General features: G+C 65.6%; 18 protein-coding genes and 5 pseudogenes. 10 read left to right on the top strand and 13 right to left on the bottom strand.

What is annotated here, in order from left to right:
• Positions 1 to 11 precede the first annotated feature (11 nt).
• Positions 12 to 965 carry a diiron oxygenase gene (locus tag M2351_RS18070; RefSeq protein ID WP_264657509.1) on the top strand — a complete coding sequence of 318 codons (954 nt, stop codon included), beginning with the start codon at positions 12 to 14 and terminating at the stop codon, positions 963 to 965.
• 87 nt (positions 966 to 1,052) lie between these two features.
• A complete protein-coding gene (locus tag M2351_RS18065; RefSeq protein WP_264657508.1) occupies positions 1,053 to 1,262 on the top strand; it encodes a (2Fe-2S)-binding protein in 210 nt (69 codons plus the stop codon).
• A 163-nt stretch (positions 1,263 to 1,425) separates the two neighbouring features.
• Here M2351_RS18065 and M2351_RS18060 read toward each other — a convergent pair.
• From M2351_RS18060 to M2351_RS45095, 5 genes and pseudogenes are all read right to left on the bottom strand, one after another.
• Positions 1,426 to 1,632: pseudogene (locus M2351_RS18060) on the bottom strand (DUF5996 family protein); the annotation flags it as partial.
• Positions 1,572 to 1,829 (bottom strand): DUF5996 family protein, encoded by a 258-nt coding sequence (locus tag M2351_RS45105; RefSeq protein ID WP_406567402.1) that lies wholly within the window; start codon positions 1,827 to 1,829, stop codon positions 1,572 to 1,574. The pseudogene M2351_RS18060 and the gene M2351_RS45105, both read right to left, overlap by 61 nt.
• Positions 1,830 to 1,881: 52 nt before the next feature.
• Positions 1,882 to 2,175: a DUF5996 family protein gene (locus M2351_RS45100; protein WP_406567401.1), complete on the bottom strand. Its 294-nt coding sequence runs from the start codon at positions 2,173 to 2,175 to the stop codon at positions 1,882 to 1,884.
• A gap of 107 nt (positions 2,176 to 2,282) precedes the next feature.
• Positions 2,283 to 2,963 carry an IS6 family transposase gene (locus M2351_RS18050; protein WP_264657506.1) on the bottom strand — a complete coding sequence of 227 codons (681 nt, stop codon included), beginning with the start codon at positions 2,961 to 2,963 and terminating at the stop codon, positions 2,283 to 2,285.
• Positions 2,964 to 3,101, bottom strand: coding sequence for an IS1/IS1595 family N-terminal zinc-binding domain-containing protein (locus M2351_RS45095; protein ID WP_406567400.1), 138 nt, complete (start codon positions 3,099 to 3,101; stop codon positions 2,964 to 2,966).
• A 324-nt stretch (positions 3,102 to 3,425) separates the two neighbouring features.
• Here M2351_RS45095 and M2351_RS18045 point away from each other — a divergent pair, with 324 nt between their 5' ends.
• Entirely contained in the window at positions 3,426 to 6,785 is a 3,360-nt protein-coding gene (locus M2351_RS18045) for an adenylate/guanylate cyclase domain-containing protein (protein ID WP_264657505.1), read from the top strand.
• Between the two features lie 521 nt (positions 6,786 to 7,306).
• On the opposite strand, the gene phbB is transcribed toward M2351_RS18045, so the two are convergent.
• Positions 7,307 to 8,029 carry an acetoacetyl-CoA reductase gene (phbB, locus tag M2351_RS18040; RefSeq protein WP_264657504.1) on the bottom strand — a complete coding sequence of 241 codons (723 nt, stop codon included), beginning with the start codon at positions 8,027 to 8,029 and terminating at the stop codon, positions 7,307 to 7,309.
• Positions 8,030 to 8,529: 500 nt separating this feature from the next.
• Here phbB and M2351_RS18035 point away from each other — a divergent pair, with 500 nt between their 5' ends.
• Positions 8,530 to 8,724: a hypothetical protein gene (locus tag M2351_RS18035; RefSeq protein WP_264657503.1), complete on the top strand. Its 195-nt coding sequence runs from the start codon at positions 8,530 to 8,532 to the stop codon at positions 8,722 to 8,724.
• Positions 8,725 to 8,751: 27 nt separating this feature from the next.
• Here M2351_RS18035 and M2351_RS18030 read toward each other — a convergent pair whose 3' ends face one another.
• The 3 genes and pseudogenes from M2351_RS18030 to M2351_RS18020 form a co-directional block, all read right to left on the bottom strand.
• Positions 8,752 to 8,904, bottom strand: coding sequence for a recombinase family protein (locus tag M2351_RS18030; protein ID WP_264657502.1), 153 nt, complete (start codon positions 8,902 to 8,904; stop codon positions 8,752 to 8,754).
• Between the two features lie 400 nt (positions 8,905 to 9,304).
• Positions 9,305 to 9,655: pseudogene (locus tag M2351_RS18025) on the bottom strand (IS5/IS1182 family transposase); the annotation flags it as partial.
• Positions 9,656 to 10,295: 640 nt separating this feature from the next.
• Positions 10,296 to 11,351 (bottom strand): annotated as a pseudogene (locus M2351_RS18020) (IS3 family transposase).
• A 79-nt stretch (positions 11,352 to 11,430) separates the two neighbouring features.
• On the opposite strand from M2351_RS18020, the pseudogene M2351_RS18015 reads away from it, so the two are divergent.
• The 3 genes and pseudogenes from M2351_RS18015 to M2351_RS18005 form a co-directional block, all read left to right on the top strand.
• A pseudogene (locus tag M2351_RS18015) lies at positions 11,431 to 12,246 on the top strand (IS110 family transposase); the annotation flags it as partial.
• Positions 12,247 to 12,447: 201 nt separating this feature from the next.
• Positions 12,448 to 13,656, top strand: coding sequence for an IS256 family transposase (locus M2351_RS18010; RefSeq protein ID WP_264658082.1), 1,209 nt, complete (start codon positions 12,448 to 12,450; stop codon positions 13,654 to 13,656).
• Between the two features lie 58 nt (positions 13,657 to 13,714).
• Positions 13,715 to 13,927 (top strand): hypothetical protein, encoded by a 213-nt coding sequence (locus M2351_RS18005; RefSeq protein ID WP_406567399.1) that lies wholly within the window; start codon positions 13,715 to 13,717, stop codon positions 13,925 to 13,927.
• 376 nt (positions 13,928 to 14,303) lie between these two features.
• Here M2351_RS18005 and M2351_RS18000 read toward each other — a convergent pair whose 3' ends face one another.
• The 4 genes from M2351_RS18000 to M2351_RS17985 all read right to left on the bottom strand — a co-directional run bounded on the left by M2351_RS18000 (position 14,304) and on the right by M2351_RS17985 (position 19,554).
• The gene (locus tag M2351_RS18000; RefSeq protein WP_264657501.1) at positions 14,304 to 14,714 is read right to left on the bottom strand and encodes a hypothetical protein; all 411 of its coding nucleotides are present in this window, start codon (positions 14,712 to 14,714) and stop codon (positions 14,304 to 14,306) included.
• 7 nt (positions 14,715 to 14,721) lie between these two features.
• Positions 14,722 to 15,195, bottom strand: a complete 474-nt coding sequence (locus M2351_RS17995; RefSeq protein ID WP_264657500.1) for a hypothetical protein — start codon at positions 15,193 to 15,195, stop codon at positions 14,722 to 14,724.
• Between the two features lie 151 nt (positions 15,196 to 15,346).
• Positions 15,347 to 16,407 (bottom strand): IS630 family transposase gene (locus M2351_RS17990; RefSeq protein WP_264657499.1). Its coding sequence is split into 2 segments (ribosomal slippage): positions 15,347 to 15,906 and positions 15,906 to 16,407, totalling 1,062 coding nucleotides; the frame shifts between segments, so codons are not numbered across the junction.
• Between the two features lie 360 nt (positions 16,408 to 16,767).
• Positions 16,768 to 19,554 carry a PAS domain-containing protein gene (locus M2351_RS17985; protein WP_264657498.1) on the bottom strand — a complete coding sequence of 929 codons (2,787 nt, stop codon included), beginning with the start codon at positions 19,552 to 19,554 and terminating at the stop codon, positions 16,768 to 16,770.
• Positions 19,555 to 19,868: 314 nt separating this feature from the next.
• On the opposite strand from M2351_RS17985, the gene M2351_RS17980 reads away from it, so the two are divergent.
• The 3 genes and pseudogenes from M2351_RS17980 to M2351_RS17970 form a co-directional block, all read left to right on the top strand.
• Positions 19,869 to 20,582 carry an IS6 family transposase gene (locus tag M2351_RS17980; protein ID WP_264657497.1) on the top strand — a complete coding sequence of 238 codons (714 nt, stop codon included), beginning with the start codon at positions 19,869 to 19,871 and terminating at the stop codon, positions 20,580 to 20,582.
• A 254-nt stretch (positions 20,583 to 20,836) separates the two neighbouring features.
• Positions 20,837 to 22,036: an IS256 family transposase gene (locus M2351_RS17975; RefSeq protein ID WP_264654291.1), complete on the top strand. Its 1,200-nt coding sequence runs from the start codon at positions 20,837 to 20,839 to the stop codon at positions 22,034 to 22,036.
• A 343-nt stretch (positions 22,037 to 22,379) separates the two neighbouring features.
• A pseudogene (locus M2351_RS17970) lies at positions 22,380 to 22,817 on the top strand (LysR substrate-binding domain-containing protein); the annotation flags it as partial.

Raw genomic sequence — 22,817 nt, 5'->3', positions numbered from 1 at the left:
GGAATCGCGACATGGCATACGGACAGCACCGCTCCCCGTTCGACACGGCTCACGGCTACACCTATCAGGACGTCCTGGCGGCGTCGGAACGGATCAACTGGCGGGTGGAAGACCTGATCGGGGGCGACCGCCGCCTGGACTTCACCAAGCCCTTCATGCCCGAAGCGCTGGCGCGCACCGAGGCGCTGACCTTCCTGACCCCGCGCGAACGGCTGACTCTGAACCAGATCCGCGGCTACGAGTACCTGTGCATCTTCGGGCTGGTGGAGGAATTCATCCTGCCCTTTGTGCTGGACCATGCCCGCCCGCATCTCGACGAGAACGACTGGCGCACCCGCGCCTTCCTGCAATTCGCCAGCGAGGAGGCCAAACACATCCACCTGTTCAAACGCTTCCGCGACGAATTCCAGAAGGACTTCGGCACGACCGTGGACGTGATCGGCCCGCCGGCCGAGATCGCCAAGGCCGTCCTGGCCCACGATGCCTTGGCTGTTGCCATCCTGATCCTGCACATCGAGTGGATGACCCAGCAGCATTACCTGCACAGCGTGAAGGAGGACCACAATCTCGACCCGCTGTTCAAGAGCATGCTCCGCCACCACTGGATGGAGGAGGCCCAGCACGCCAAACTCGACACGCTGATGGTCGAAGCGCTGGCCGCGGGGCGCAGCGAAGACGCGATCATGGCCGCCATGGCGGAGTATCTGGAGATCGGCGCCATGATCGACGGCGGCCTTCAGGCCCAGATGGACTTCAACCTGGACGGCCTGCACCGCGCTACCGGACGCAACTGCGAGCCCCTGTCCCCGACCGAGCGGGACGAGATCGCCATGGTGCAGTGGCAGGCGATGCGCTGGACCTACATCGGCAGCGGCATGACCCACCCAAAGTTCGTGCAGACGCTGACGACGCTCACCCCGAAGGCCGCGGATATGGTCGCCGGTGTCGCCCCGGCCTTCTGCTGACGGGCGTGACCGACGGAAGAAAGGGCCAGGCGGCCGTTTGTCCTCCGGCCCTTCACCCTTTGCCCCGGACAGGCGGGAGCGCGGACGATGTATGTTTGCATTTGCAACGGGATCACCGAAACGCAAGTCGCCCGCGCCATCGGGAACGGCGCCCGCCGCACGGCTGGCGTCTACCGCCACCTGGGCTGCGCGCCGCAGTGCGGGAAATGCGTCCCAGACGTGCTGAGCCTGCTGAGGACCGAAGCCGCCGCCCTGGATCGAACCCGCCCCGGATCAACCCTTAGGAGCGCGCCATGACGTCCGACCCCTTCTGCTACACTGGAAAACGTGAGTCGGTGGACCGTCACAGCGAGCGTGGCCGACGTGGTTCTCCAAGCGCGTATTCAAGACGTCCGCGTCCCCAGCCGCCGACGTCGGCCGCACGGTAGGTGCTCTCCAGAAACGCCATCAACGTCGCATCCTAGTCAGCCGCCCGACGCACGGCATCGTAAGGCAGCAGGAACTCGCCGAGGTCACGGTTGAAATGCGCGTCCTCCGACTCGACCTTGGCTTCGGCGAATCCCTCGGGCGCCGAGTTGGCAAAGGAGTAGAAGGCGGAATACTCGATCATCCTGCCGCCCGGCCAGAAGCCTGCTGAAGACACTTCGTGGCTGTAAGCCTCGCGGGCGACCTCATCCGGACCTCATCCGGCAGGGCTGGGATCCCACCGGGATGAAAGGGCGCCGCGGCCCCGGAGAAGCGCATGAACGCCAATTCGAAGCTTTCCCAGAAGAAATGCACCGGGCTGACCTTCCCGAGATATCCCGTGCGGAACCGCTTCAGCACGCCGTCAACAGCCACCAGAGCGCCAAAGAACCGCTGCACGGCATCCGCATCCTAGGGACGTTCAATCCGGTCCTCGGCGAACGGCACCAGGTTAGGCACCTCGTTGGGACGTCCGTCCAGCCGGGGCGTGGCCCCGAGCCACGCGAGCAGCTCCATGAAGCGGGTGGTGAAAGTCGGCGACCGTCGTCGGGCCGAGGGCGACGCGGCCGGATCGGCCATCAGTGGCGCACCCCACCACCTCTTGATCGATCAGGTCGAAGGCAACCTCCACGCCGCCCGGTCCGTCGGGGACCGGTCCGGTTGTCAGCCCCCGTCCGTTTACGTACAGCGTGGCGTGCCAGGAGTGGTTCACCCAGGGTGTCCGAGCAAGGCGGTACTTGCCCACGATCTGCGTGTAGAGGTACAGGGCCGTGCAGGCGTCCCATCAAGGCGGTTCTGTCAGCTTTTGGGGAGAGTTGTGCCGTGGCAGACGAATAACTGCCAGAAGCTGTATCATGCGGCACAGATCAGGTCCCGCAGCGCGGCCACGCGCTGCACGTGGGTGACCCGCCGACGGGCGGGCGAGATGGTCTGGTTGATGTAGGTAGCCGGACGCAGGAAGTTACGGACCTCGTCGAAGGCGCGGCAGAAGCGATGAGCCGCATCGAAATTCTTGAACCCGCGCATCGACCGGTAGCGCCCTTTTATGCCCCGGTGATTCTGTTCGATCACGTTGCTTTTATACTGACTGGTGCGGTGGTCGACATCCGTGCCGAGTTCGTCGGCGACGGCCTTGGGGTGGCTGGTATGGCCGTCGGTGGTGACTTGCTCGGGCTCGACCTGGGTGACGGACCTGGCGGAGCGGAGGAACGCCTTGGCGGCAGCCATGTCGCGGGTCTCGCTGAGGAAAACGTCGACCAGATTGCCGTCGCGGTCGATCGCCCGGTCCAGATAGCACCATGCGCCGGCGACCTTGACGTACGTTTCATCGACGTGCCAGCACCGGCCGGCTTTGCCAGCCCGGCGCTTGCGCAGCCCCTCGGCGAGCAGCGGCGCCAGCTTGGCTTCCCAGTCCCGCACCGCCTCGTAGGTGAACACGAGGCCCCGGATCAGAAACATTTCGGCCAAGTCGCGCAGGCTCAGCTTGTAGCGCAACCTCCAGAAGACGACAAGAAACACGATGTCGGTCGGCACCTAGACCCGGTTCAGCACCGGGCCGGTTCGCTCATTGAACCGCCGCCCGCAATCCCGGCACCGGAAGCGCCGGAAGCCATGAACCGTTCGCCCCGCCCGCTCGGTGGTCGCCGACGAGTGGCAATGCGGGCAGTTCATGGCGGCTCTCTTGATCGCTCAAAACGCGGCCTGGGAACCTATCCGTCAACGCCCCTCCCGGCAAGCTGCCCCGAGAGCTGACAGAACCGTTTGGTCCGCTCTCATACGCCGCGGTCAACAGGACTGCTTTCAATGCGGACGGACACAGGCCCACACCTAATCTGATCATTAGAGGGGAGCTCCGCTTCCTTGCCCCGCAGTGAAACGACAGCCGTGCAACACGCGACCCTCGACTGTTGATCCCCATGAGATCGGTGTCCATTTCGCAGCCGTGCGTTGCAAAGTGGCAGTTGGAACGCACTGCCCCCTTCCAGGGAGGAGGCCGTGGGTGAGCTCGAACAATGGTTGTCGCTCGTCGGCTTGCAGGGCCTCGCCGCCGTGCTGCGCGGCAACGACATCGGTCTGGACATTCTGCCCGACTTGACCGAGACGGACTTGGAGAGACTCGGCCTGTCGCTCGGCAACCGCAAACGGCTCCTGAAGGCGGCGGCGACGCTGCGGCCTCCAGCGCCAACTCCGGGCGGTGGGCATGCGGCATCGCCGTTCGGGCGCGGCAGCACGTCGGCCGCGGAGCGACGGCACCTGACCGTCATGTTCTGCGACCTCGTTGGCTCGACCGCGCTGGCCTCCCGGCTTGATCCGGAGGAGTTGCGCGCGGTGTTTGCGGCGTATCATCGTTGCATCGCCGACACCGTCGCCGGCTTTGGCGGGTTCGTGGCCAAGTACATGGGCGATGGAGCCCTGGTCTACTTCGGTTATCCGCAAGCCCACGAGGAGGATGCCGAGCGAGCGGTGCGCGCGGGCCTGAGCTTGGCCGAAAGGGTCGGCCGCCTCGCAACGCCCGAGCGCCTGCAGGTCCGCGTCGGCATCGGCACCGGTCTGGTCGTCGTCGGTTCCCAGGTTGGTTCGGGCGACGCGCACGAATGCGGCGTGGTCGGACGGGCGCCCAACCTCGCCGCGCGCCTCCAGGCGCTCGCGGCGCCGAACACGGTTGTCATCGACACCGAAACCCGTCTCTTGATTGGCGCTCTTTTCGACTGCCGTGATCTCGGCAGTATCGCGGTCAAGGGGTTCGCGACCCCCATCCACCCCTTCGAGGTGTTGCGGCCCAGCGCGATCGAAAGCCGGTTTGAGGCATTCCATCCCACGTCCCTGGCCCCGCTCGTCGGCCGCGCGGCGGACATCGCCCAGTTGGCGGCGCTCTGGCAACCGGCCAAGAACGGGCACGGCCAAGTGGCCCTGATCGCGGGAGAAGCGGGCATCGGCAAATCCCGCCTCGCTGCCGCCGTGCAGGACATGGTCGCGGGCGAACCACACACACGCTTGCGACAGTTCTGCTCCCCATACCACGCGGAGAGCCCGCTGCACCCGGTGATCGCCCAGCTCGCGCGGGCCGCCGGGTTCGAACGGGACGACCCGCCGACCGTCAAGTTGAGCAAACTGGAAGCGCTTCTCGCGCCCGCGCATCCGACCCTCGCCGACGTGGCGCTCATTGCCGAACTCCTGTCGCTGCCGGCGACCGGGCGTTATCCGGCGCTCAACTGGACGCCACAACGCAAGAAGGAGAAGACCTTCACAGCCCTCCTCCATCAATTCGAATGCTTGGCGGCCGCACACCCACTGCTGATGATCTACGAGGACGTGCACTGGATCGACCCGACCTCACGCGAATTGCTCGACCGCACCATCGACAAGGTCCAGCACCTTCCCGTGCTGCTCATCGTGACCTTCCGACCGGACTTCCAACCGCCCTGGATTGGCCAACGGCATGTCGCATTGCTCCGGCTGAACCGGCTGGACGAGCGAGAGGGGGCCACGCTCGTGCAGCAGGTCCTTGGTCATCGCGCGTTGCCCGGCGAGGCCATAGACACCATCGTGGCGCGCAGCGACGGCGTGCCGCTGTTCATCGAGGAGTTGACCAAAGCGGTTCTGGAAGCGTGCATCGGCGGTGAGCCCAGCGGGGATGTCGGCCCACCCCGACCAGCGTTCCACACATCCGCGTTTCCCACAACGCTGCACGCCTCGCTCATCGCCCGCCTTGACCGGCTCGGCCCCGCGGCGAAGGAGGTCGCGCAGGTCGGCGCGGTCATCGGGCGGGAGTTCTCCTACGACATGCTGGCGTCGGTCATAGGATGGTCCGACGCCGCTTTGCAGGACGCGTTGGACCGGCTCACCGAGGCCGAACTCCTGTTCGGCCGTGGCGAACCGCCGGACGCGCGCTTTCTGTTCAAGCATGCCCTCGTTCAGGACGCCGCGTGCCGCACGTTGTTGCACGGTCGCCGGCAGGACCTCCACGGTGCCATCGCGCAGGCGCTGATCGAGCGGTTTCCCGAGCAGGCGGAGGTCGAACCCGAGGTGGTCGCCCGCCATTTGACGGAAGCGGGGCAGGCCGAGCGCGCGGCGGCCTACTGGTTGAAGGCTGGGTGCCGCTCGGCGCAGCGCTCGGCCGATTGGGAGGCGGTCCGTCAACTCAACCGAGGCTTGGAGGTCCTGATGGCCCGGCCGGCCTCGATTGAGCGCGACCGGATGGAGCTCGAGTTCCAGCTTGCGCTCGGGACGCCGCTGATCTCCATTTCCGGGTGGACCGGCCCGCAGGTGGCGAGGGCTTACGAACGGGCCAAGGGGCTGTGTGAGCAGCTCGGCGATACCGACCGCCTGATCCCGACCCTCTTCGGCCTGGCCAGCAATCGCGTGGTGCGGGGGGAGACCTTGGTGGCGCTGCGCTTGGCCAAGCAGTGCCGGGCTTTGGCCCTCAGGGCCGGGTTGCCGGCGCCTCTGCTGTTGAGCCATCGCGCCACCGGCGCGGCCTTGATGCAGGCCGGCGCCTTCGCGCACGCTCGACGGGAATTCGAGGCGATCCCGGCGCTCTACGACCCGGAGCGCGACCGTGAGCTGGCCGCGCGCTCGGTGACGGACCCACGGGCATCCGGCCTGGCCTTCCTGTCCCTGGTGCTGTGGGCGTTGGGCTATCCCGACCAGGCAAAGGGCACGGCCGCTGAGGCCCTCCGCTGCGCGGTCGAACTGGAGCACGCCAACACGGTCAATCACGTCCGCTTTTACGCGGGGGCGCAACTCTCCGAGCTGCTGCGCGACGTCGACGCCGCCCGTGAGCACGCGGACGCGGCCATCGCCTGGGCCGACAGGCACCGTCTCGCCTCGTGGCGCGGGCACAGCAGCATCATCCGTGGCTGGGTGTGCGCCCAGGAGGGGCAGCTGCGGGAGGGGATTGCGCTTATGGAGAGGGGCATCGCGGACCTCGCGGCCATCGGCACCGCCTTTCACCGCCCGCATTACCTCGCCCTGTTGGCGACACTGCATGCCGAGCGCGGCGACAGCGCCGCGGGCCTTCGCACGATCCAAGAGGCCATGGACTGGGCCAAGCGGAGCGGCGAACGGGTCTGGAAAGCCGACATGCACCGGATCGAGGGCGATCTGCTCCGGCTTGCCGGGGCGCCCATGCCCGCGGTGGAACGGTGCTTCACCGACGCGCTTGCCGTCGCGCGCCGACAACGGGCGAAATCCTTTGAGCTGCGCGCCGCGACACGCCTGGCCGGGTGCTGGCGGGAGCGGGGCAAGCGGGAGGACGCCCGTGCCCTGCTCGCGCCCGTCCGCGCATGGTTCGCCGACGGGTGTTGGACACCCGACGTCCAAGATGCCCAGGCAATGCTCGAGACGCTGACGTGATCCCTTCATCACATGGCGGCTCCGGCATGCATAAGCCGGCGAGGCCACGGTCGGCACCGAGGGCGTGGCGGTGACGGTTGCCGCCTTGGATAGCCGGCATCCCGGTCTGCCGCAGTTGGTCCAGACGGCGACCGGGCTGCCCACCGACCTACGGAACAACGCGGCAGCGATCACTGATGACGCCGAGCGCTGGCGCCCTGGCCGCGACGTCTCCATACTCCGGTGCGCCAGGAAGATACTCAATCGTACCTTTTCCCGGCGTAGCCTCCAATCACCCGGCGCAGCAGTAGGCCAGCGCCGGATCAATTTCGGCGTCGAGGTCCGGGACTGCGGTACCCGCCAGACATTCGTGGGCCGCTCCGAGCAGGTGCAGGAGGTCGTCGGTCCACAGCGCTCGGCCTGAAGGGGCGGGGGACCGGTCGGGCGACCTGTTCTCGTCAAGGATCATAGGCATCTCCCCCACAGCACGGCCCGCGAGCGCCGTTGCCTGCAAACGACGCTCGCGGGCGTGCTCCTTGCGCTCAGTACATGTGCTGGCCGCCGTTGATGGACAGCGTCGAGCCGGTGATGAAACCGGCGTCGTCGCCGACCAGGAACAGCACGCCGCGGGCGATCTCCTCGGCCTTGCCGAGGCGGCCGACCGGGATGCGGGCAACGATCTTCTCCAGCACGTTCGGCGGCACGGCGCGGACCATGTCGGTGTCGATGTAGCCCGGGGCGATCGCGTTGACGGTGATGCCCTTGGCCGCCCCCTCCTGGGCCAAGGCCTTGGTGAAGCCGTGGATGCCCGACTTGGCGGCGGCGTAGTTCACCTGGCCGTACTGGCCGGCCTGACCGTTCACCGAACCGATGTTGACGATGCGGCCGAAGCCGCGCTCGCGCATGCCGTCGATGACGTTGCGGCACAGGTTGAAGCAGGAGGTCAGGTTGGTCGCGATGACGTCGTTCCACTGCTGCGGCGTCATGCGCTGCAGCACGCCATCGCGGGTGATGCCCGCGTTGTTGACCACCACGTCGACCGGGCCCAGTTCGGCCGTGATCGTGGCGATGCCGTCCTGCACCGCGTCGAAGTCCGAGACGTCGAACTTGTAGACGGCAATTCCGGTGCGGGCGGAGAACTCCTTCGCCTTTTCGTCGTTCCCGGCGTAGTTGGCGGCGACCGTGTAACCGGCGTTCTTCAGCGCGACGGAGATGGCCTCACCGATACCGCGCGTTCCGCCCGTGACGACTGCAACTCGAGCCATGACGTCCCCTTCCTCGTGATTCGTATTATTCTGTTGAATGCAGAATGAATTTCGTAAAGATCAGCCCCGCTGAAGATGCTCTTGGTCTCCGAATGGAGGCGCCGCGTGCTTGTGCTTTTTTGGTGGCGGCATTCTTCAGTGGGGCGATCTGCCGATGCTCAGCCCGTCTTTTTCTGTGTGCGTTTCCTCTTTGGGCTGTGCTGCACCGGACGATATTTGAACTCTTGCTGCTCCGGCAATATAGAAATGGTGATATCGGCAAAAGTGTAACGAAAGGCCGGAAGGGCAGATAACGCTTTGGTCAACAAGCAGTGAAGAGTCTAAATCCTTTTCATGACGGGCAGATTTTCTTTGCTGGCGGTCGTCGGCAAAAAATCATGGCGGAACGCACGGCGTCCTTCCACGCTGCGGCGCCGTCGGGGTGAAAGGGGCAGGTGGTCGACCGGGAACCTCGCTGGCCTCCTTGTATTCTCTTTTGGGGTTGGAGCAGGGAGGGGACGATGACGGCAGCGAAACTGGCGCTGTTGGCCACGGCGTTGTTCACGGGAGCCGCGATCTACATCACCGTGGTCGAGCATCCCGCGCGGATGCAGTGCTCCATCTCCTGCGCGGTCGTGCAGTGGCGGCCCAGTTACAAGCGGGCGACGGTGATGCAGGCGTGTTTGGCGGTTCCGTCAGGGCTCGCGCCAGCTTGATCGTCGCACTGGAGCTGTCGTAGAGGGTCACCTCCGCTTTTGGGGGTGACGCATGCGCTGCCCGCACTGCTCTTCGACCGCGACGGCGGAGCGTTCGGACCGGACGGCTTTCAGCGCTTCCACCTGAACCGTAAGGTCGTGATCGTTGGTGCTCACCCGCGCATAGCCGTAAGTCGCCATGGTCCGCCCCCTTGCGTCTCGTTTGGGCTTAGACCCCTCCCTGGTCTTGTCTCGAAATCGGAAAGGCAATCCCAATAGGACGCGGAAAGCCTGGGTTCGACTGTCTCGCTGAGACGGCTTGCTTGGGTATACCCGTCCAAGACACGCCCCCATCGCAATACCCTGACGCGTCGTGTGGGATACGCCGGGTGAACCGGCTCACCAACAGCAAGGGCGTGGTATTGATGGAGATGCATGAGGCCCCCACTCATGCGCTTTCATGAAGTGGATCCTCCATAAATCCCGGCGTCCTGGTTCCCGCCCTAGGACGCCGCTTTTTCGTCCTGCCGAAACGAGCCCCAAGGGCGACATTGGTGCACAACTCGGCGCGCTGACAGAGTTGGCTCTGTCCGATCGGTGATCAGGCGACCTTGCGGGAGACTGGCATGCCCAAGCTGGTCATGATATTGAGGACCTTGCCGCCGACGGCCGCTTCAACCTTCTGCGCCGGCGGAGTCCGAGCGCGCAGGCTGCGGCCGATCAGCGTCTTGTACCGCAACATCGCCACCTCGCCGAGAGAGCGCCGGCCGTAGTGGACCGCCCGCTGCCAGCCGAGCCGACCACGCTCGGTGATCATCTGGATGTGGTCGTCACGCTGTGTGGGAGCGCTCCCGGCGGTGTCGCTCGGCACGGCGGTCGCGCGCGGCGGAATGATCACTTCCGCGTCAGGACTGTGGGCGATCACGGCGCGATAGACCGGCTCGCCATCGTACCTGTGTGATGGCGGAACGTTGTTGGGCCCCGGTGTGTTGGGCCATCCAAGAGCATGGCTGGTGGATCGAAAGGCGTCTGGGCCCTGCGCCTCAGTAAACAAGCGATCGGCGCAGTCCCGTCCGTCGTCGCCATGACGAGCCAGAAGCGCCCGCCGCGCGACGGCCGGTCAACCCCACAGCCGCCTTCGGCGGTGGCCCGTCAGGGCCAGGGTTGACGGGCCGGCCGCGGCGGGCATCATCCCTCGTGGCGGCGACGCCGAGCCTGTTCGGCCCCGGCCGGGAGGAACGGCCATGGACCAAATCCATCCCAACGCCCGCACCACCCCGGCGGGGCGCGCCGCCATCGCCGCCTCCACAGAGCCCACGCGGTACGTGTCAACGCGAATGAGACAGCCGGGTTTGGAGTTCAGGCTCGGCAAGCTCCCGTGATCAGAGGTGCCCGCGCCGAGGTCGCCGCGCCGGTCTGCTTGCAGGATGCCGGCGGGCTCGGGTCGCGCAAGGCCCTTCCGTCCCGCCCCTGAGGGCGGGTCCCTCGGGAAGGGCCTTGCCCGCCCTCTCGCGCGCCGGCGTGAGAGATGACAGGCCGGGACAGCGGGATGGCCGGTCTTCCGCCGAACAACGGGATGACAGGACTGGGCATCAGCTCACCGTCCGGTCAGCCGGCGGGTTGATCCACACGGCGGCGGGCGGCAGGCGGCGCCGGCGCCTCAGGTGGCTTGCGCACGAAGCGCTCAGGATGGCGACGGTGCCCCTCATCGAGCACCGCCTGGCGGGCGGCGCGGATCGCGCCGGTGTCGCCGGGTAATGGACCTGATGCGGCGTCATCAGCGCCAGCCCGGAGTGGCGGTGCTTGGTGTTGTACCAGGCGAAGAAGGCGCGGCAGAAGGCCCGGGCATCCTGGATCGAGCCGAACCGCTCGGGGAAGTCGCGGTGGTACTTCAGTGTCTTGAACTGGGCCTCGGAGAAGAGGTTATCGTTGGACTGCTGCGGGCGGCTGTGGCTGCGCGTCACGCCGAGATCGGCCAGCAACTCGATCACCGCCTTGGCCTTCATCGCCGCGCCGCGGTCGGCGTGCAGCGTCAGCTGGTCCCGCGCGACGCCGTGCTTGCGTACGGTTTGCCGGATCAGCCGCTCGGCCAAAGCCGCGCTTTCCCGGTAGGCCACCGTCCAGCCGACCACAGCGCGGCTGAAGATGTCGAGGATGACGTACAGGCACAACCAGGTGCCCTTGACCGGGCCCTTCAGCTTGGTGATGTCCCAACTCCACACCTGATTGGGGCCGGTGGCCAGCAGCTCGGGCTTGGCATAGGCCGGATGCCGGCGTTGCTGGCGGCGCTCGCGCACTTCGTCATTGGCCGCCAGCAGGCGATACATGGTGCGCACCGAGCACAGGTACTGCCCCTCGTCGAGCAAGGTGGCGTAGACCTGGGCCGGGGCGGCATCGACGAAGCGCTCGCTGTGCAGCAGGTCAAGAACGCAATGTCGCTCACCGCCGCTCAGAGCGCGTGGTGGAGGGAGACGACGGCTGGGTGGACGTGGTGGACCAACCCGGCGCTGCCGGTCGCGATGCCGATAGAAGCTGGCGCGCGGCACGCCCAAGGCGCGGCAGGCGGTGGCGACGTCCACCGCGGGGGCCGCCTGCTCGATGGCGGCCATCACCTGCGCTCGCTGCGGTCCGGCGAGGTCTCCAGCAATTGAGCGACTTTTATGGAATGGCCCGCCCCTCACGCTCCGCCGTTAAAAGCGGCGGACTGAGCTGAGAAAGGAGGGCGACATGCAGATTGCCGTACTGGGGATCGACCTTGGCAAGCGGACGTGCAGTGTGGTCGGACTGGACGCGGCGGGGCGCGTCGTCCTGCGTCGCCGGATGGCGCGGACGAACGTGATCGGGTTCACCGCTGGGCTGCCGACCTGCGTCGTCGCCATGGAGGCCTGCTGCGGCGCCCACCACGTTGGACGCGAGATCGCCGCGCAGGGCCACACCGTGCGGCTGATGTCGCCGGAGTACGTGCGCCCCTACGTCAAAGCGCAGAAGAACGACGACCGCGACGCCGAAGCGATCGCCGAGGCGGCGACGCGGCCGACCATGCGCTTCGTTCCTCTGAAAACCGAAGCGCAGCTCGACGCGCAAATCCTGCATCGGGTCCGCTCGCGGCTCGTGGGGGAGCGAACGGCGCTGATCAACCAGCTGCGTGCGGTGCTGCTTGAACGCGGCCTCGTGTTCCCACAGGGACGGCGACAGTTCGAACAAGCTCTGGCCGAGCTGTTAACCGGAACTGAGACGGCTGATCTCAGCCCCCGAATCCGTCAGTTGCTGGTGGATATGCAAACCGAATGGCAGGATCTCGACCAGCGCATCGCTGCGCTCGATGACGAGTTCGCGGAACGCGCCCGCAGCGATGACAGCGCGCGCCGCCTGGCCACCATTCCCGGCATCGGCGTGCTGAACGCCACGGCGCTGGCGGCGGCAGTGGGCGACGCGAGCGCCTTCGCCCGCGGCCGCGACTTCGCCGCGTGGCTTGGCTTGGTGCCCCGGCAGAGGACAACCGGAGGCAAGGCGAAGCTGCTGGGCATCAGCAAGCGAGGCAACGTGTAGGTAACGTCCAGGGGCGTGGTGGAAAAAGCGCCCATGAAGGATCGGGCTGGGGCCGGGCGAAGCTCCCACACAGCGTAGCCCGGCCCCAGCCCGATCCTCCGCCCCGCAGGCGGTGTGTTCGGCGGCAGGAGGTGGTCATCGCGCATCTTTGGTAAGGTCGAGTTGCGACACGCGATCACAACCAAGGACACGACGATGACCGACGACAGAATGGCACTGATCGAGCAAATCCAGAAGAGCACAGACGGCGATTTTCTGCGCGCCGTCGCCGAGCACACGTTACACCGGCTGATGGACTTCGAGGTCGAGGCGCTGATCGGCGCGGCGCGCCACGAGCGCAGCGACACGCGCACCACCTACCGCAACGGCTCGCGGCCGCGCCAGCTCGACACCCGCCTCGGCACGCTCGACCTGAAGATCCCCAAGCTGCGCCAGGGCAGCTACTTTCCGGCCTTTCTGGAGCCGCGCAAGACCGCCGAGAAGGCGCTCACCGCGGTCATCCAGGAAGCGTGGATTCAGGGCGTCTCCACGCGCAAGGTCGATGACCTGGTGCAGGCACTCGGCATGACCGGCATCTCCAAGTCCCAGGTCTCGGCGCTGTGCCAGGACATCGACACCCGCGTGCAGTCCTTCCTGGAGCGCCCGCTGGAGGGCGAGTGGCCGTACCTCTGGCTGGATGCGACCTACCTGAAGGTCCGCCAGGACGGCCGCATCGTCTCGATCGCCGCGATAATCGCCACCGGCGTCAATCAGGATGGCCGCCGTGAAATCCTCGGCCTCGGGCTCGGCCTGTCGGAAGCGGCCATCTTCTGGATCGCGTTCCTGCGCTCGCTGGTGCGCCGCGGGCTGAAGGGGGTGAAGCTGGTGATCTCCGATGCCCATGAGGGGCTGAAGGCGGCGATCAGTCAGGTGCTGAGCGCCACCTGGCAGAGGTGCCGTGTTCATTTCCTTCGCTCACTGCTCTGCCACGTGCCCAAGGGGCAGCAGACCGTGGTGTCGGCCGCCGTGCGCCAAGTCTTCGTGCAGCCCGACCGCAAGAGCGCCGGTGCGGTCTGGCGCCATGTCGCCGATCAGCTGCGGGCGCGCTTTCCCAAGGTGGCAGTACTGCTCGACGACGCTGAGCACGACGTGCTCGCTTACATGGACTATCCCGAAGCGCACCGCACCAAACTACACTCGACGAATCCTCTTGAGCGTCTCAACAAGGAAGTGAAACGCCGCACCGATGTTGTTGGGATATTCCCGAACGAGGAAAGTGTTCGAAGGCTGGTCGGAGCGATCTTGCTGGAGCAAAACGATGACTGGCAGCTCCAGCACCGTTACTTGACACTCGAAACCATGGCCGGAATCGCCGCCGCCGACGAGCCCGCCATCACACCGCTTCCCTCAGCAAAGGCGGCCTGACTGACGGATGCACATGACCACCTTCCAATTTCCACCACCTTGACGGACGTGACCCAACGTGTACCTCAGAACCCTGCTGATCCACGGCGCCCGGGCCGCCTTGCCGGCGCTCAGTCGCAAGGCGACACCGCTTGGTGCCTGGCTGCGCGCCCTGTCCGCCCGCGCCCACGTCAACACGGTGGTCGTGGCGCTCGCCAACAAGCTGGCCCGGATCGCCTGGGCGGTGCTGGTGCGCCAGACGACCTATGAGGCGCACCATGCACACGCATGAACCGAGCCGCCTTCAGCCCACCGGGCATCCGCAAGCGATGATCCGCCTTCGGCCGCCCCTCCTCAAGCCTGGCCCTAGCGGGCCACCGCCTACGGCGGCTGCGGGCTTGACCAGGGACGACCTCCAGGCGCCCTGTTCCACCATCGGATGCCGGATGGGGTCAGGCGGAAGGGATAGAATTGTCCGGGGCCGATCGTCCCGGACGGTGATGTCTGCGGGTGGTTGAGCGAGATGGCCTGAACAGTCGAACGGCGGCCCGGAAACCTGGTTCAAAATGCGGCGCGTCGATGCCGTGACTTTTATGAGGACCGGACCGCGCGGATCTCCATCTGGGCCGGGAGCTGTGCTCCGAGGCCGGATACGTTGGGGCAGACTTTCAGCGCTGGATCAGAAACCGCTTGCCGATGGGGCGGACCATACGTTTTTGAAGCTCGATGACCGCCTCGGCGCGGGAGAGTTGATCACGCAAGCGCGCGTTTTCCCGTTCCAGGCGCTCCACGTCGCTTTCCAGCGGATTGGCCGGCGGGCTCTTCGGCCCCGGCTTGGCCGGGGCGAGGCCGCCCAACTGTCCGGCATCACGCTGGCGGCGCCAGCGGGTGACATTGGAGGAATACAGTCCCTCACGGCGCAGGATGGCGCCAACCTCCTTGGGGCGGGCGCGGTCGATCTCCTCCAGCACGCGCAGCTTGTCGGAAACGCTGAAGGTGCGCCGCTGCGGGCGCTCGCTCACCTCCGGGTCGGGAGCGGACAGGGCGGTAGAAACGTGGGAGAGTGTCGGTGTGCTCATCGGGTCCTCAACAGCGCCCTCGACCGATCATTTCAGGAGGCGGCTGTCTCACTCCACGTTGGCACAGAGGGCAGCTCGGCGCCGAGCGACAGGTCCGGCTGTCGATCACCACTGCGCTCGGCTCCGCCGTGTCGCCGCAGACCACGCGCCAGGTCCGCCGCAAGCGGTCGAGCAGCCGACGCCACAGCCCAAGGCGGGTCCACCGGGCGAACAATGTGTACAATGTGCCAAAGGGGATGCCCGAGAGCTGGCCGATGGCCCGCCATTGCATGCCGCAGTAACCGACACACCAGATGGCCATGATCGCCTTGCGCAAGGCCACCCCGGTCAGCGCCAGCTTCGGTCCAGACCGCGTCGGCCTCCTGCTGTCCGCAGCCATGGCCGCCAGCTCGGTCATTACCTCATCCACGAAGGCGTCGATGCCGGAGAACGCGTCCCACGAGGCCGGCGTGGTGCTTGCGGGATGAACGGCGGTGCCCATAGACTACGTTTCCAAGCGGTCCGATCGAAGCCCGCAGAGCTACCAGATCGCTCCGCCATCGCACCACCCTGTTCAGCTGAAAGTAGCATACCGCTGCGCGCCGGCCGGGATGCCTCGGCTACAAACATGTTCTAATACCAAGACTCACGGATCATGACCGATGAGCCCAGTCGCGCAGTCCAATGGACATGATGGTCCAGGGCTGCTCGACGAGGGCATTCCAGGCGAAGCAGCAGTGATCGAGGATGTCCTGGTAGGAGGCGAAGACGCGGTTGGACAGCCAGTTGTCGCGCATGTACTGCCAGATGTTCTCCACCGGGTTCAACTCGGGCGACTTCGGGGGCAACGGCAGCAGGGTGATGTTGCCGGGGATCGGCAGCTTGGCCGAGGTGTGCCAGCCGGCCTGGTCGAGCAGCACGACGGCATGGGCACCGGGCGCCACGGCGCGGGCGATCTCCCCGAGGTGCAGCGCCATTGCCTCGCTCGTGCAGCGCGGCAGCACCAGGGCCGCGCCTTTGCCCTGAGCCGGGCAGATCGCGCCGAATAGATAGGCCGAGCGCGTGCGCTGATCGTGCGGCGCCGCCGGTCGGGTGCCGCGGCGTGCCCAGCGGCGGGTGATCTTGTTCTTCTGGCCGATCCGCGCTTCGTCCTGCCACCAGACCTCTACGGGCTTGCCGGCAGCCTTGTGCGCCGCGACCTGCGCCAGCAGGGCGGGAAAGTTTTTTTGAACGCCGCGGCGGCGTCGGGATCCTTGGCGTGGTGGCGGGGACGGGCCGACAGCTTGCGAAAGCCTAGAGCGCGCAGTTCCCGGCTCAGCGTCTGCTTGGAGACCGGGAGGCGAAACTCGTCCCAGAGCCAGTGCAGCAGGTCGGCAATCCGCCAACGCACCACCCCATGCACCGCCGGGATCGGCCCATCTTCAACGGCTTGCCGCAGGGCCGCCCGATGGTGCTCGGCCAAGCGCGGCTGCGGGCCCGGCGCCTTGCCGGTCAGCAGGCCCGCCGGTCCCGCGTCGTTGAAGCGCAGCACCCAGTCGCGCACCGTTTGCAAGCCGACCCCGCCGATCTGCGCCGCGGCCGATCGCGGTTCGCCGTCATAGATCGCTGCCAGGGCGAGGAGCCGGCGGGCTTGGCCGGGATCGTGAGAGGAACGAGCAAGCCGGCGCAGGGCGGCGGCATCGTAATCGCTGCGCAGCGGGACCGGAGCGGCCATAGGGGGACCTCGTCGCTGTGGTCCCTCCGGTGAATCACACCGCCCGGCTCAGCGGGAATCGCCGCATGAGTCGTACTCCGCAGGACTTGGTATAAGACACGTCGATGCCGCGTTCGGCCAGCAGTTCCTCGGCATCCCGGTAGCTCGGCGTGAACCGGGATAGAGCCAGATTGCATGCTGAATGATCGCGGGCGAGAATTGGTGGCGGGCAAACGAGAGTGGCGACATCCGAGGAGGATACCGTCACAGCCGCCGGGCCACCATCATTGAGGTGACGATGCCCACGAGGCAGATGGCCGAAGACGAACACGCATTCTTCCACGTCAGTGTTGCGGTGACTCCAAGCTTGAGAACGAGTTGTCAGGGAGCCACGGCAGAGCGCCCCGACTTGCGATGTTGTCGAAAAGCCTGTTCGACCTCGGGCGACATGGCGGTGAAACGGACTGAAAAGGCCGTGCTGCTGCCCTCCACCCTGCCAACCACTTTCCCATAGAGTGCGCCCGAAAGTTCATGGCCCTCGGCGCCGAGCAGGTTTATCTTCAGGTTGCTCAAGTTCGGCACCGGAGTTTCAAGATGTGCCTCGGCTTCCCTGGAGGAAAGCTTAGTGATGACGCCCTTGAACACCTCGCCGGTCAGATGGCTACCGTCTACCAGCGCGTAGGTGACCGGAATCTCTTCGCTGAGAGGGAGAACGGCCTCCACCGTCTCGGGAAGGAAAAGCTTGTACCGTCCGCGAATACCCAGCACCTCGAAGGCAAGCACCGGCTGCTCGATCCCTTTGGCCTTGATCTCTATCTGCCGGCCGACGCTGAGAATGCGATCCAGCTCCTGATAAGTGGCATCGGACACTAGGATCTGCCCGCCGGTCGTGTAGGATTGAATGCGAAAAGTGAGATTGACGTGGCTTCCCACCACGTCGTATTTCGTCCGATCGGGTGAGCCGATGTTCCCCACGACCACAGACCCAGTGTGGATGCCGATGCCCATCTCCACCTCGGGCAGTTCATCCCGCCAGTTCTGCTCATTCACCTCGGCCATGGCCTGTTGCATGGCCACGGCGCAAGCCACCGCCCGTTGCGCATCGTCCTCCTGCCACAGCGGAGCGCCGAAGAGGACGAAAATGGCATCGCCGATGAAGTCGTCGACGGTGCCTTCGAAATCCTTGACGATTTTGACCATGGTCGTCAGATAGCGGTTGAGCAGGGTAACGACCCGTTCCGGAGCCGTTCGCTCTGACAGCGCGGTGAAGCCGCGTAGGTCAGCCATCATCATGGTGACCTTGCGCTTCTCCCCGCCCATTCGAAGGCCGGACGGAGACTCGAGCAGGGTGGCAACGACCTCGTCGGTGAGGTAGCGGCCGAAGGTCTGGCGGATGAAGCGGTTGCGCAGCTCCACTTGGTCGGCAAGCCGCTGCAGTTCGGTCTCCACCCGCTTACGGTCGGAAATGTCCGCCCACGAGCCGACAATTTCCCTGGGTTTGCCATCGCCGTCGTACATCACGCTGAAGGTGTCCTGAATCCAGATGTAATGGCCGCGGCGGTGGCGGAAGCGGTATTCGATCGCCCCGCCGCCCTGCTCGATCAGCGGGGACATTTCCTTGAACACGCGCTTGGCGTCGTCGGGGTGAAGCCGCTTCGACCAGAAGGTCGCATCTTCGCGCATTTCCCAAGGGGCATAGCCCATGGTCGATTTCAGGTTCTCGCTGACGAAGGTGCAGGCGTAATCGCCGGACACCTTCGTGGTGTAGATGACCGCCGGGCTGGCAGCCACGAGATTCTGGAGATCGTTCATCAGCGCCATGCGCTCGCCGAGAGCCTGTTCCGCCTGCTTGCGGTCGGAAATGTTCGCCCAAGAGCCGACGATCTCCAGAGGACGGCCGGCGTCGTCTCTGACGACCTTAAAGGTGTCCTGGATCCACACATAGTGGCCGTCACGGTGCCGGAAGCGATATTCGATCGCCCCACCCCCCTGTTCGATCAACGGCGCCATTTCCTCAAACACGCGCTTGGCATCCTCGGGATGGAGGCGCTTGGACCAGAAATCGCGGTCTTCAAGCATTTCCCAGGGTGCGAAGCCCATGACGGGGTCGACGTTTTCGCTGACGAAGGTGCAGGTGTAGTCCGATGGCTGGTTGGTGTAGATGATTCCGGGCGTAACCGTAAGTAGGTATTGCAGGCGCTCGCGGGCCGCCTTCAGCTCGGTCGTGCGCTCCTCGACGCGGCGTTCCATTTCGTCGCGTCCCAGCTGCAGCGCCTCCTCCGCGCGCTTGCGCTCACGGAGGTCGGTGTGGAAGGCAACCGTCCCCACCTCCCGCCGTTCGTCGTCTAGGAGGCAGGAGGCCGAGATTAGCACCGGGATGCTGCGGCCGTCCTTCGCCCACAGCACGCTTTCAAAGCCGGCGACGGTGCCACCCCGCTTGCGGATCTCTCGGACGACCTCGTCCGCCCGCTCTTGGCTGCCGTAAAGGGCCGAGACGGCGTGCCCAATCACCTCCTCGGCTTGATAACCCAGCAGGGTCTCGGCACCCTCGCTGAACAGCACGATGTTTCCGGCGCGGTCGGTGGAGATGATGGCGTCCGGCGAGCTTTGGATCAGGAGGGTGAGATAGCGTTTGGTCTCCTGCATCTCAGCGTTGACCTGCAGCGCCTCCTCCTCGGCGCGCTTGCGCTCGGTGATGTCGGCCCAGGCACCCACCAGTTCCAAGGGCTGCCCCGTCGCGTCGTGGATCACCTTGAAGGTATCTTGAATACAGACGTAATGTCCGTCACGATGACGGAATCGGTATTCGACGCTGCCGCCGCCCTGTCCGATCAGCGGCGCCAACTCGCTGAAAACACGCGGCGCGTCCTCCGGATGGAGGCGATCGGGCCAGCATTTGGGGTCGGTGGTCATCTCCTCTGCGCTGTAACCCATTATGGTGTGAAGATTTTCGCTGACGAAGGTGCACGCGTAGTCGCCCGAGGCGTGGGTGGTGTAGATGATGGCGGGGCTGACGGCGAGCAGGTATTGGAGTCGCTGGCGAGTGCCGCTCAGTTCGGTCTGGATCGCCGCTCGTTCGCCTTCGAATGCCTCCAGGGCGCCGACGCGCCTGCGCAGGTCGGCCAGTTCGTCGATGAGTTGAGCCTTGGTCTTGCGTTCGTCGTCCATATGGATCGCCCCTGCTCGGCGACGCGGCAGTAAGCTGGACCTGTTCACCGCATCAACAACGCAGAGCGAATCATACGGCCGGTTTGGCCTTCCGGACAAGGATGAGGGTTGGAACCACCAACAGGTGATCTCTCTCAAACTGATAAAGCCTTGCGCGCCGTTGACGGCCAGCCGCATTCGCTACCGGCCGGGCAGCATGGCCCGCATTCCTTCCTTCGCCCTCAACGTGCTGCGCGCGGTTCTGTTGCAGCGTTTTCGACGGCACGGAGATCGGGTAGAACCCAACCCCTTTCGGCAGCTGGGGTGACGGGGTAATGGGCAGCGGGAAGAAGCCGTTCAAGGGCCGGCAGTTCACCGCGGAGGTGATCCTGTGGGCGGTGCGCTGGTACCTGCAGTTTCCAATCTCCTACCGCGACCTCGAGTTGATGCTGCGGGACCGCGGCGTGTCGGTCGACCACACCACCCTCTTCCGCTGGATCCAGGCCTACGCGGTGGAACTGGAGAGGCGGCTGCGGCCGCACCTGCGCCCGACCACCGGCTCGTGGCGGGTCGACGAGACCTACATCAAGGTGAAGGGTCGCTGGGTCTATCTGTACCGGGCGGTCGACGGCCGCGGCCAGACCATCGACTTCCGGCTCAGCGCCCGGCGTGATGCCGCAGCCGCCAAGCGGTTCTTCCAAAAAACGCTGGCCCGGCCGAACACGGTCAATCCCCGCACCATCACGGTCGATAAGAACGCCGCTTACCCCAAGGCGGTGGCCGATATGAAGCGGAACCGGCGGCTCTGGCGCTTCGCCAAACTGCGCCAGGTTCAGTATCTGAACAACATTGTCGAGCAAGATCATCGGCGAATAAAGCGGCTGGTCCGGCCAGGGCTCGGCTTCAAAAGCTTCCGAACCGCGTGGCGCACCCTGGTTGGCTATGAGACTTTGGCGACGATGAGAAAAGGGCAGGTGAAAGCAATCGCTGGGGACGACATCGTCGCCCAGGCTGCCTTCGTGAACGCGTTGTTCGACGTTGCCACCTGAGAACGGCGCAAAACCACAGCGATTTTGTCTCCGTCAGAACTTTGCAACAGAACCGGCGCACCAGCGCGTAGCACTTGGCGTCGTCGAGCAGGGAGATCGCGTCCCACCGCGTGGTGTCTGAGGCGTGAGGCTGGCCCGCCGGAGCGCTCCCCCATAGCTGGCGCAGGCGGGCCGGCCGTTCGGGAGCGGCGGTCACCGTGTTCTTCGGCTAAGTTGAGGTTGCTTAACGACCATCAACCAAGACGGAGACCACGATGACCGAGGACAGGATCGCTCTTCAGGAGCTGATTGGGAAGAGCGCCGATGCCGACTTTCTGCGCGAGATGGTCGGCTTCGCCGCCCAGCGCCTGATGGAGCTGGAGGTGGAGAGCCTGTGCGGCGCCGGGTATGGCGAACGCAGCGAGGACCGCCAGACCAAGCGCAACGGCTACCGGGAGCGGACCTGGGAGACGCGCGCCGGGGCCATCGACCTGCGCATCCCCAAGCTGCGGCGCGGCTCCTACTTCCCGGCCTTCCTGGAGCCGCGCCGCACCGCGGAGAAGGCGCTAATCGCGGTGATTCAGGAGGCCTACGTGCAGGGCATCTCGACGCGCAACGTCGATGATCTAGTCAAGGCGATGGGCATGACCGGCATCTCCAAGAGCCAGGTCAGCCGCCTGTGCCAGGACATCGACGAGCGCGTGCAGGCGTTCCTGAACCGGCCGCTGGAAGGCGACTGGCCCTTTGTGTGGCTGGATGCGACCTACGTGAAAGTGCGCCAGGACGGCCGCATCGTCTCGCTCGCCGCCATACTGGCCATCGGCGTCAACAGCGATGGCCGGCGCGAGGTGCTGGGGCTCGGCCTCGGGCTGTCGGAAGCCGAGACCTTCTGGACCGATTTCCTGCGCACCCTCACCCGCCGGGGCCTACGCGGCGTAAAGCTGGTGATCGCCGATGCGCATCTCGGGCTGAAGGCCGCCGCTTCCAAGGTGCTGGGCGCCACACTTCAACGCTGTCGTGTTCATTGCATGAGGAATCTCCTCGCCTGCGTCGGCAAGGCGCACCAGACGATGGTCGCGGCCACCATTCGCACCGCCTTTGCCCAGGAGACCGCTGAGGCGGCGCATGAGCAGTGGCGCCGGGTGGCCGACAGCCTGCGGCCGCGCTTTTCCAAGCTGGCGGCGCTGATGGACGAGGCGGAGTTCGACGTGCTGGCCTACATGAAGTACCCCAAGGACCTGCGCACCAAATTGCACAGCACGAATCCTCTGGAGCGGCTGAATGGCGAGATCAAGCGGCGCACCAACGTCGTCGGCATCTTCCCTGGCGAAGGGGCGGTTGTGCGCCTCGTCGGCGCCTTGCTGCTGGAGCAGCATGATGAATGGGCGGTGGCCCGGCGCTACATGACCATGGAAAGCCTGGCCGAGCTGTGCCACCCTCACACCCCTGATCCGCTGTCCATCGCAGCGGAGTAGACCGGCGGCCTCAACCCGCCGAAGAGCACAGAGGCCCCCTCAGACACCACGCCTCGGGGCACGATCAGCAGGGACGTCAGGTTCACCAGAAGGGGCGACGGCATCGCAAGAACCACGACAAGGGGCGATCCTCACGTCAACCGAAGACGTCGCTCGTCCTCACGCTGACACTCACCAACCCGCTTTCCGACAAGAGCCAAACCTCTTTGGAGGATCGGTCAAGCCCCCACGCGACCGGCTTCGCGTCGACATTCCAGTGGCCCTGGCCCGGCTCTTGATCATCCCTCACCTGCCGGAATTGCCGCGCCTACCCCGACATTGACATCATCCTGGTGTTAGCGATCAGCCGGCAAATCTCCTTGCCGAAGGGATTCACTGCGTCCTTCGTCTCGGCGCTCTGCCCGTCAGCAGCATGATCAGCCGCGTTGTGGCCCACGTGACGATGGTGACCTGCGCGTCACCGGAATACCTCGCCAAGCACGGGACTCCCCGGTCCCTTGACGATCTCTCGGCGCATAGGGCGGTCACTTATTTCTCTGGACAGGGCCGGCGTACGATCGACTGGCATATGCTCGACGGGGGGGACGATCGTGTCATCAAAATGCGGCCAGCAATCCTGGTAAACGACACCGAAGCGTTTGTTGCCTGCGCAATCGCCGGGTTCGGACTCATTCAAGCCGCGGGACCGAAGGCGGATTCAAGCGGTCGTCGCAACAGCCTCTTGGTGCCCTCCCTTATCGATGGATTGGCACAGTTCGTCCAGCGCCTCAGCTGGAGTTTT

The sequence above is a fragment of the Azospirillum canadense genome (assembly GCF_025961225.1).
Taxonomy (GTDB): Bacteria; Pseudomonadota; Alphaproteobacteria; order Azospirillales; family Azospirillaceae; genus Azospirillum; species Azospirillum canadense.
Note: the sequence above shows the minus strand (reverse complement) of the source record. Positions and strands in the feature narration are given on the sequence as shown.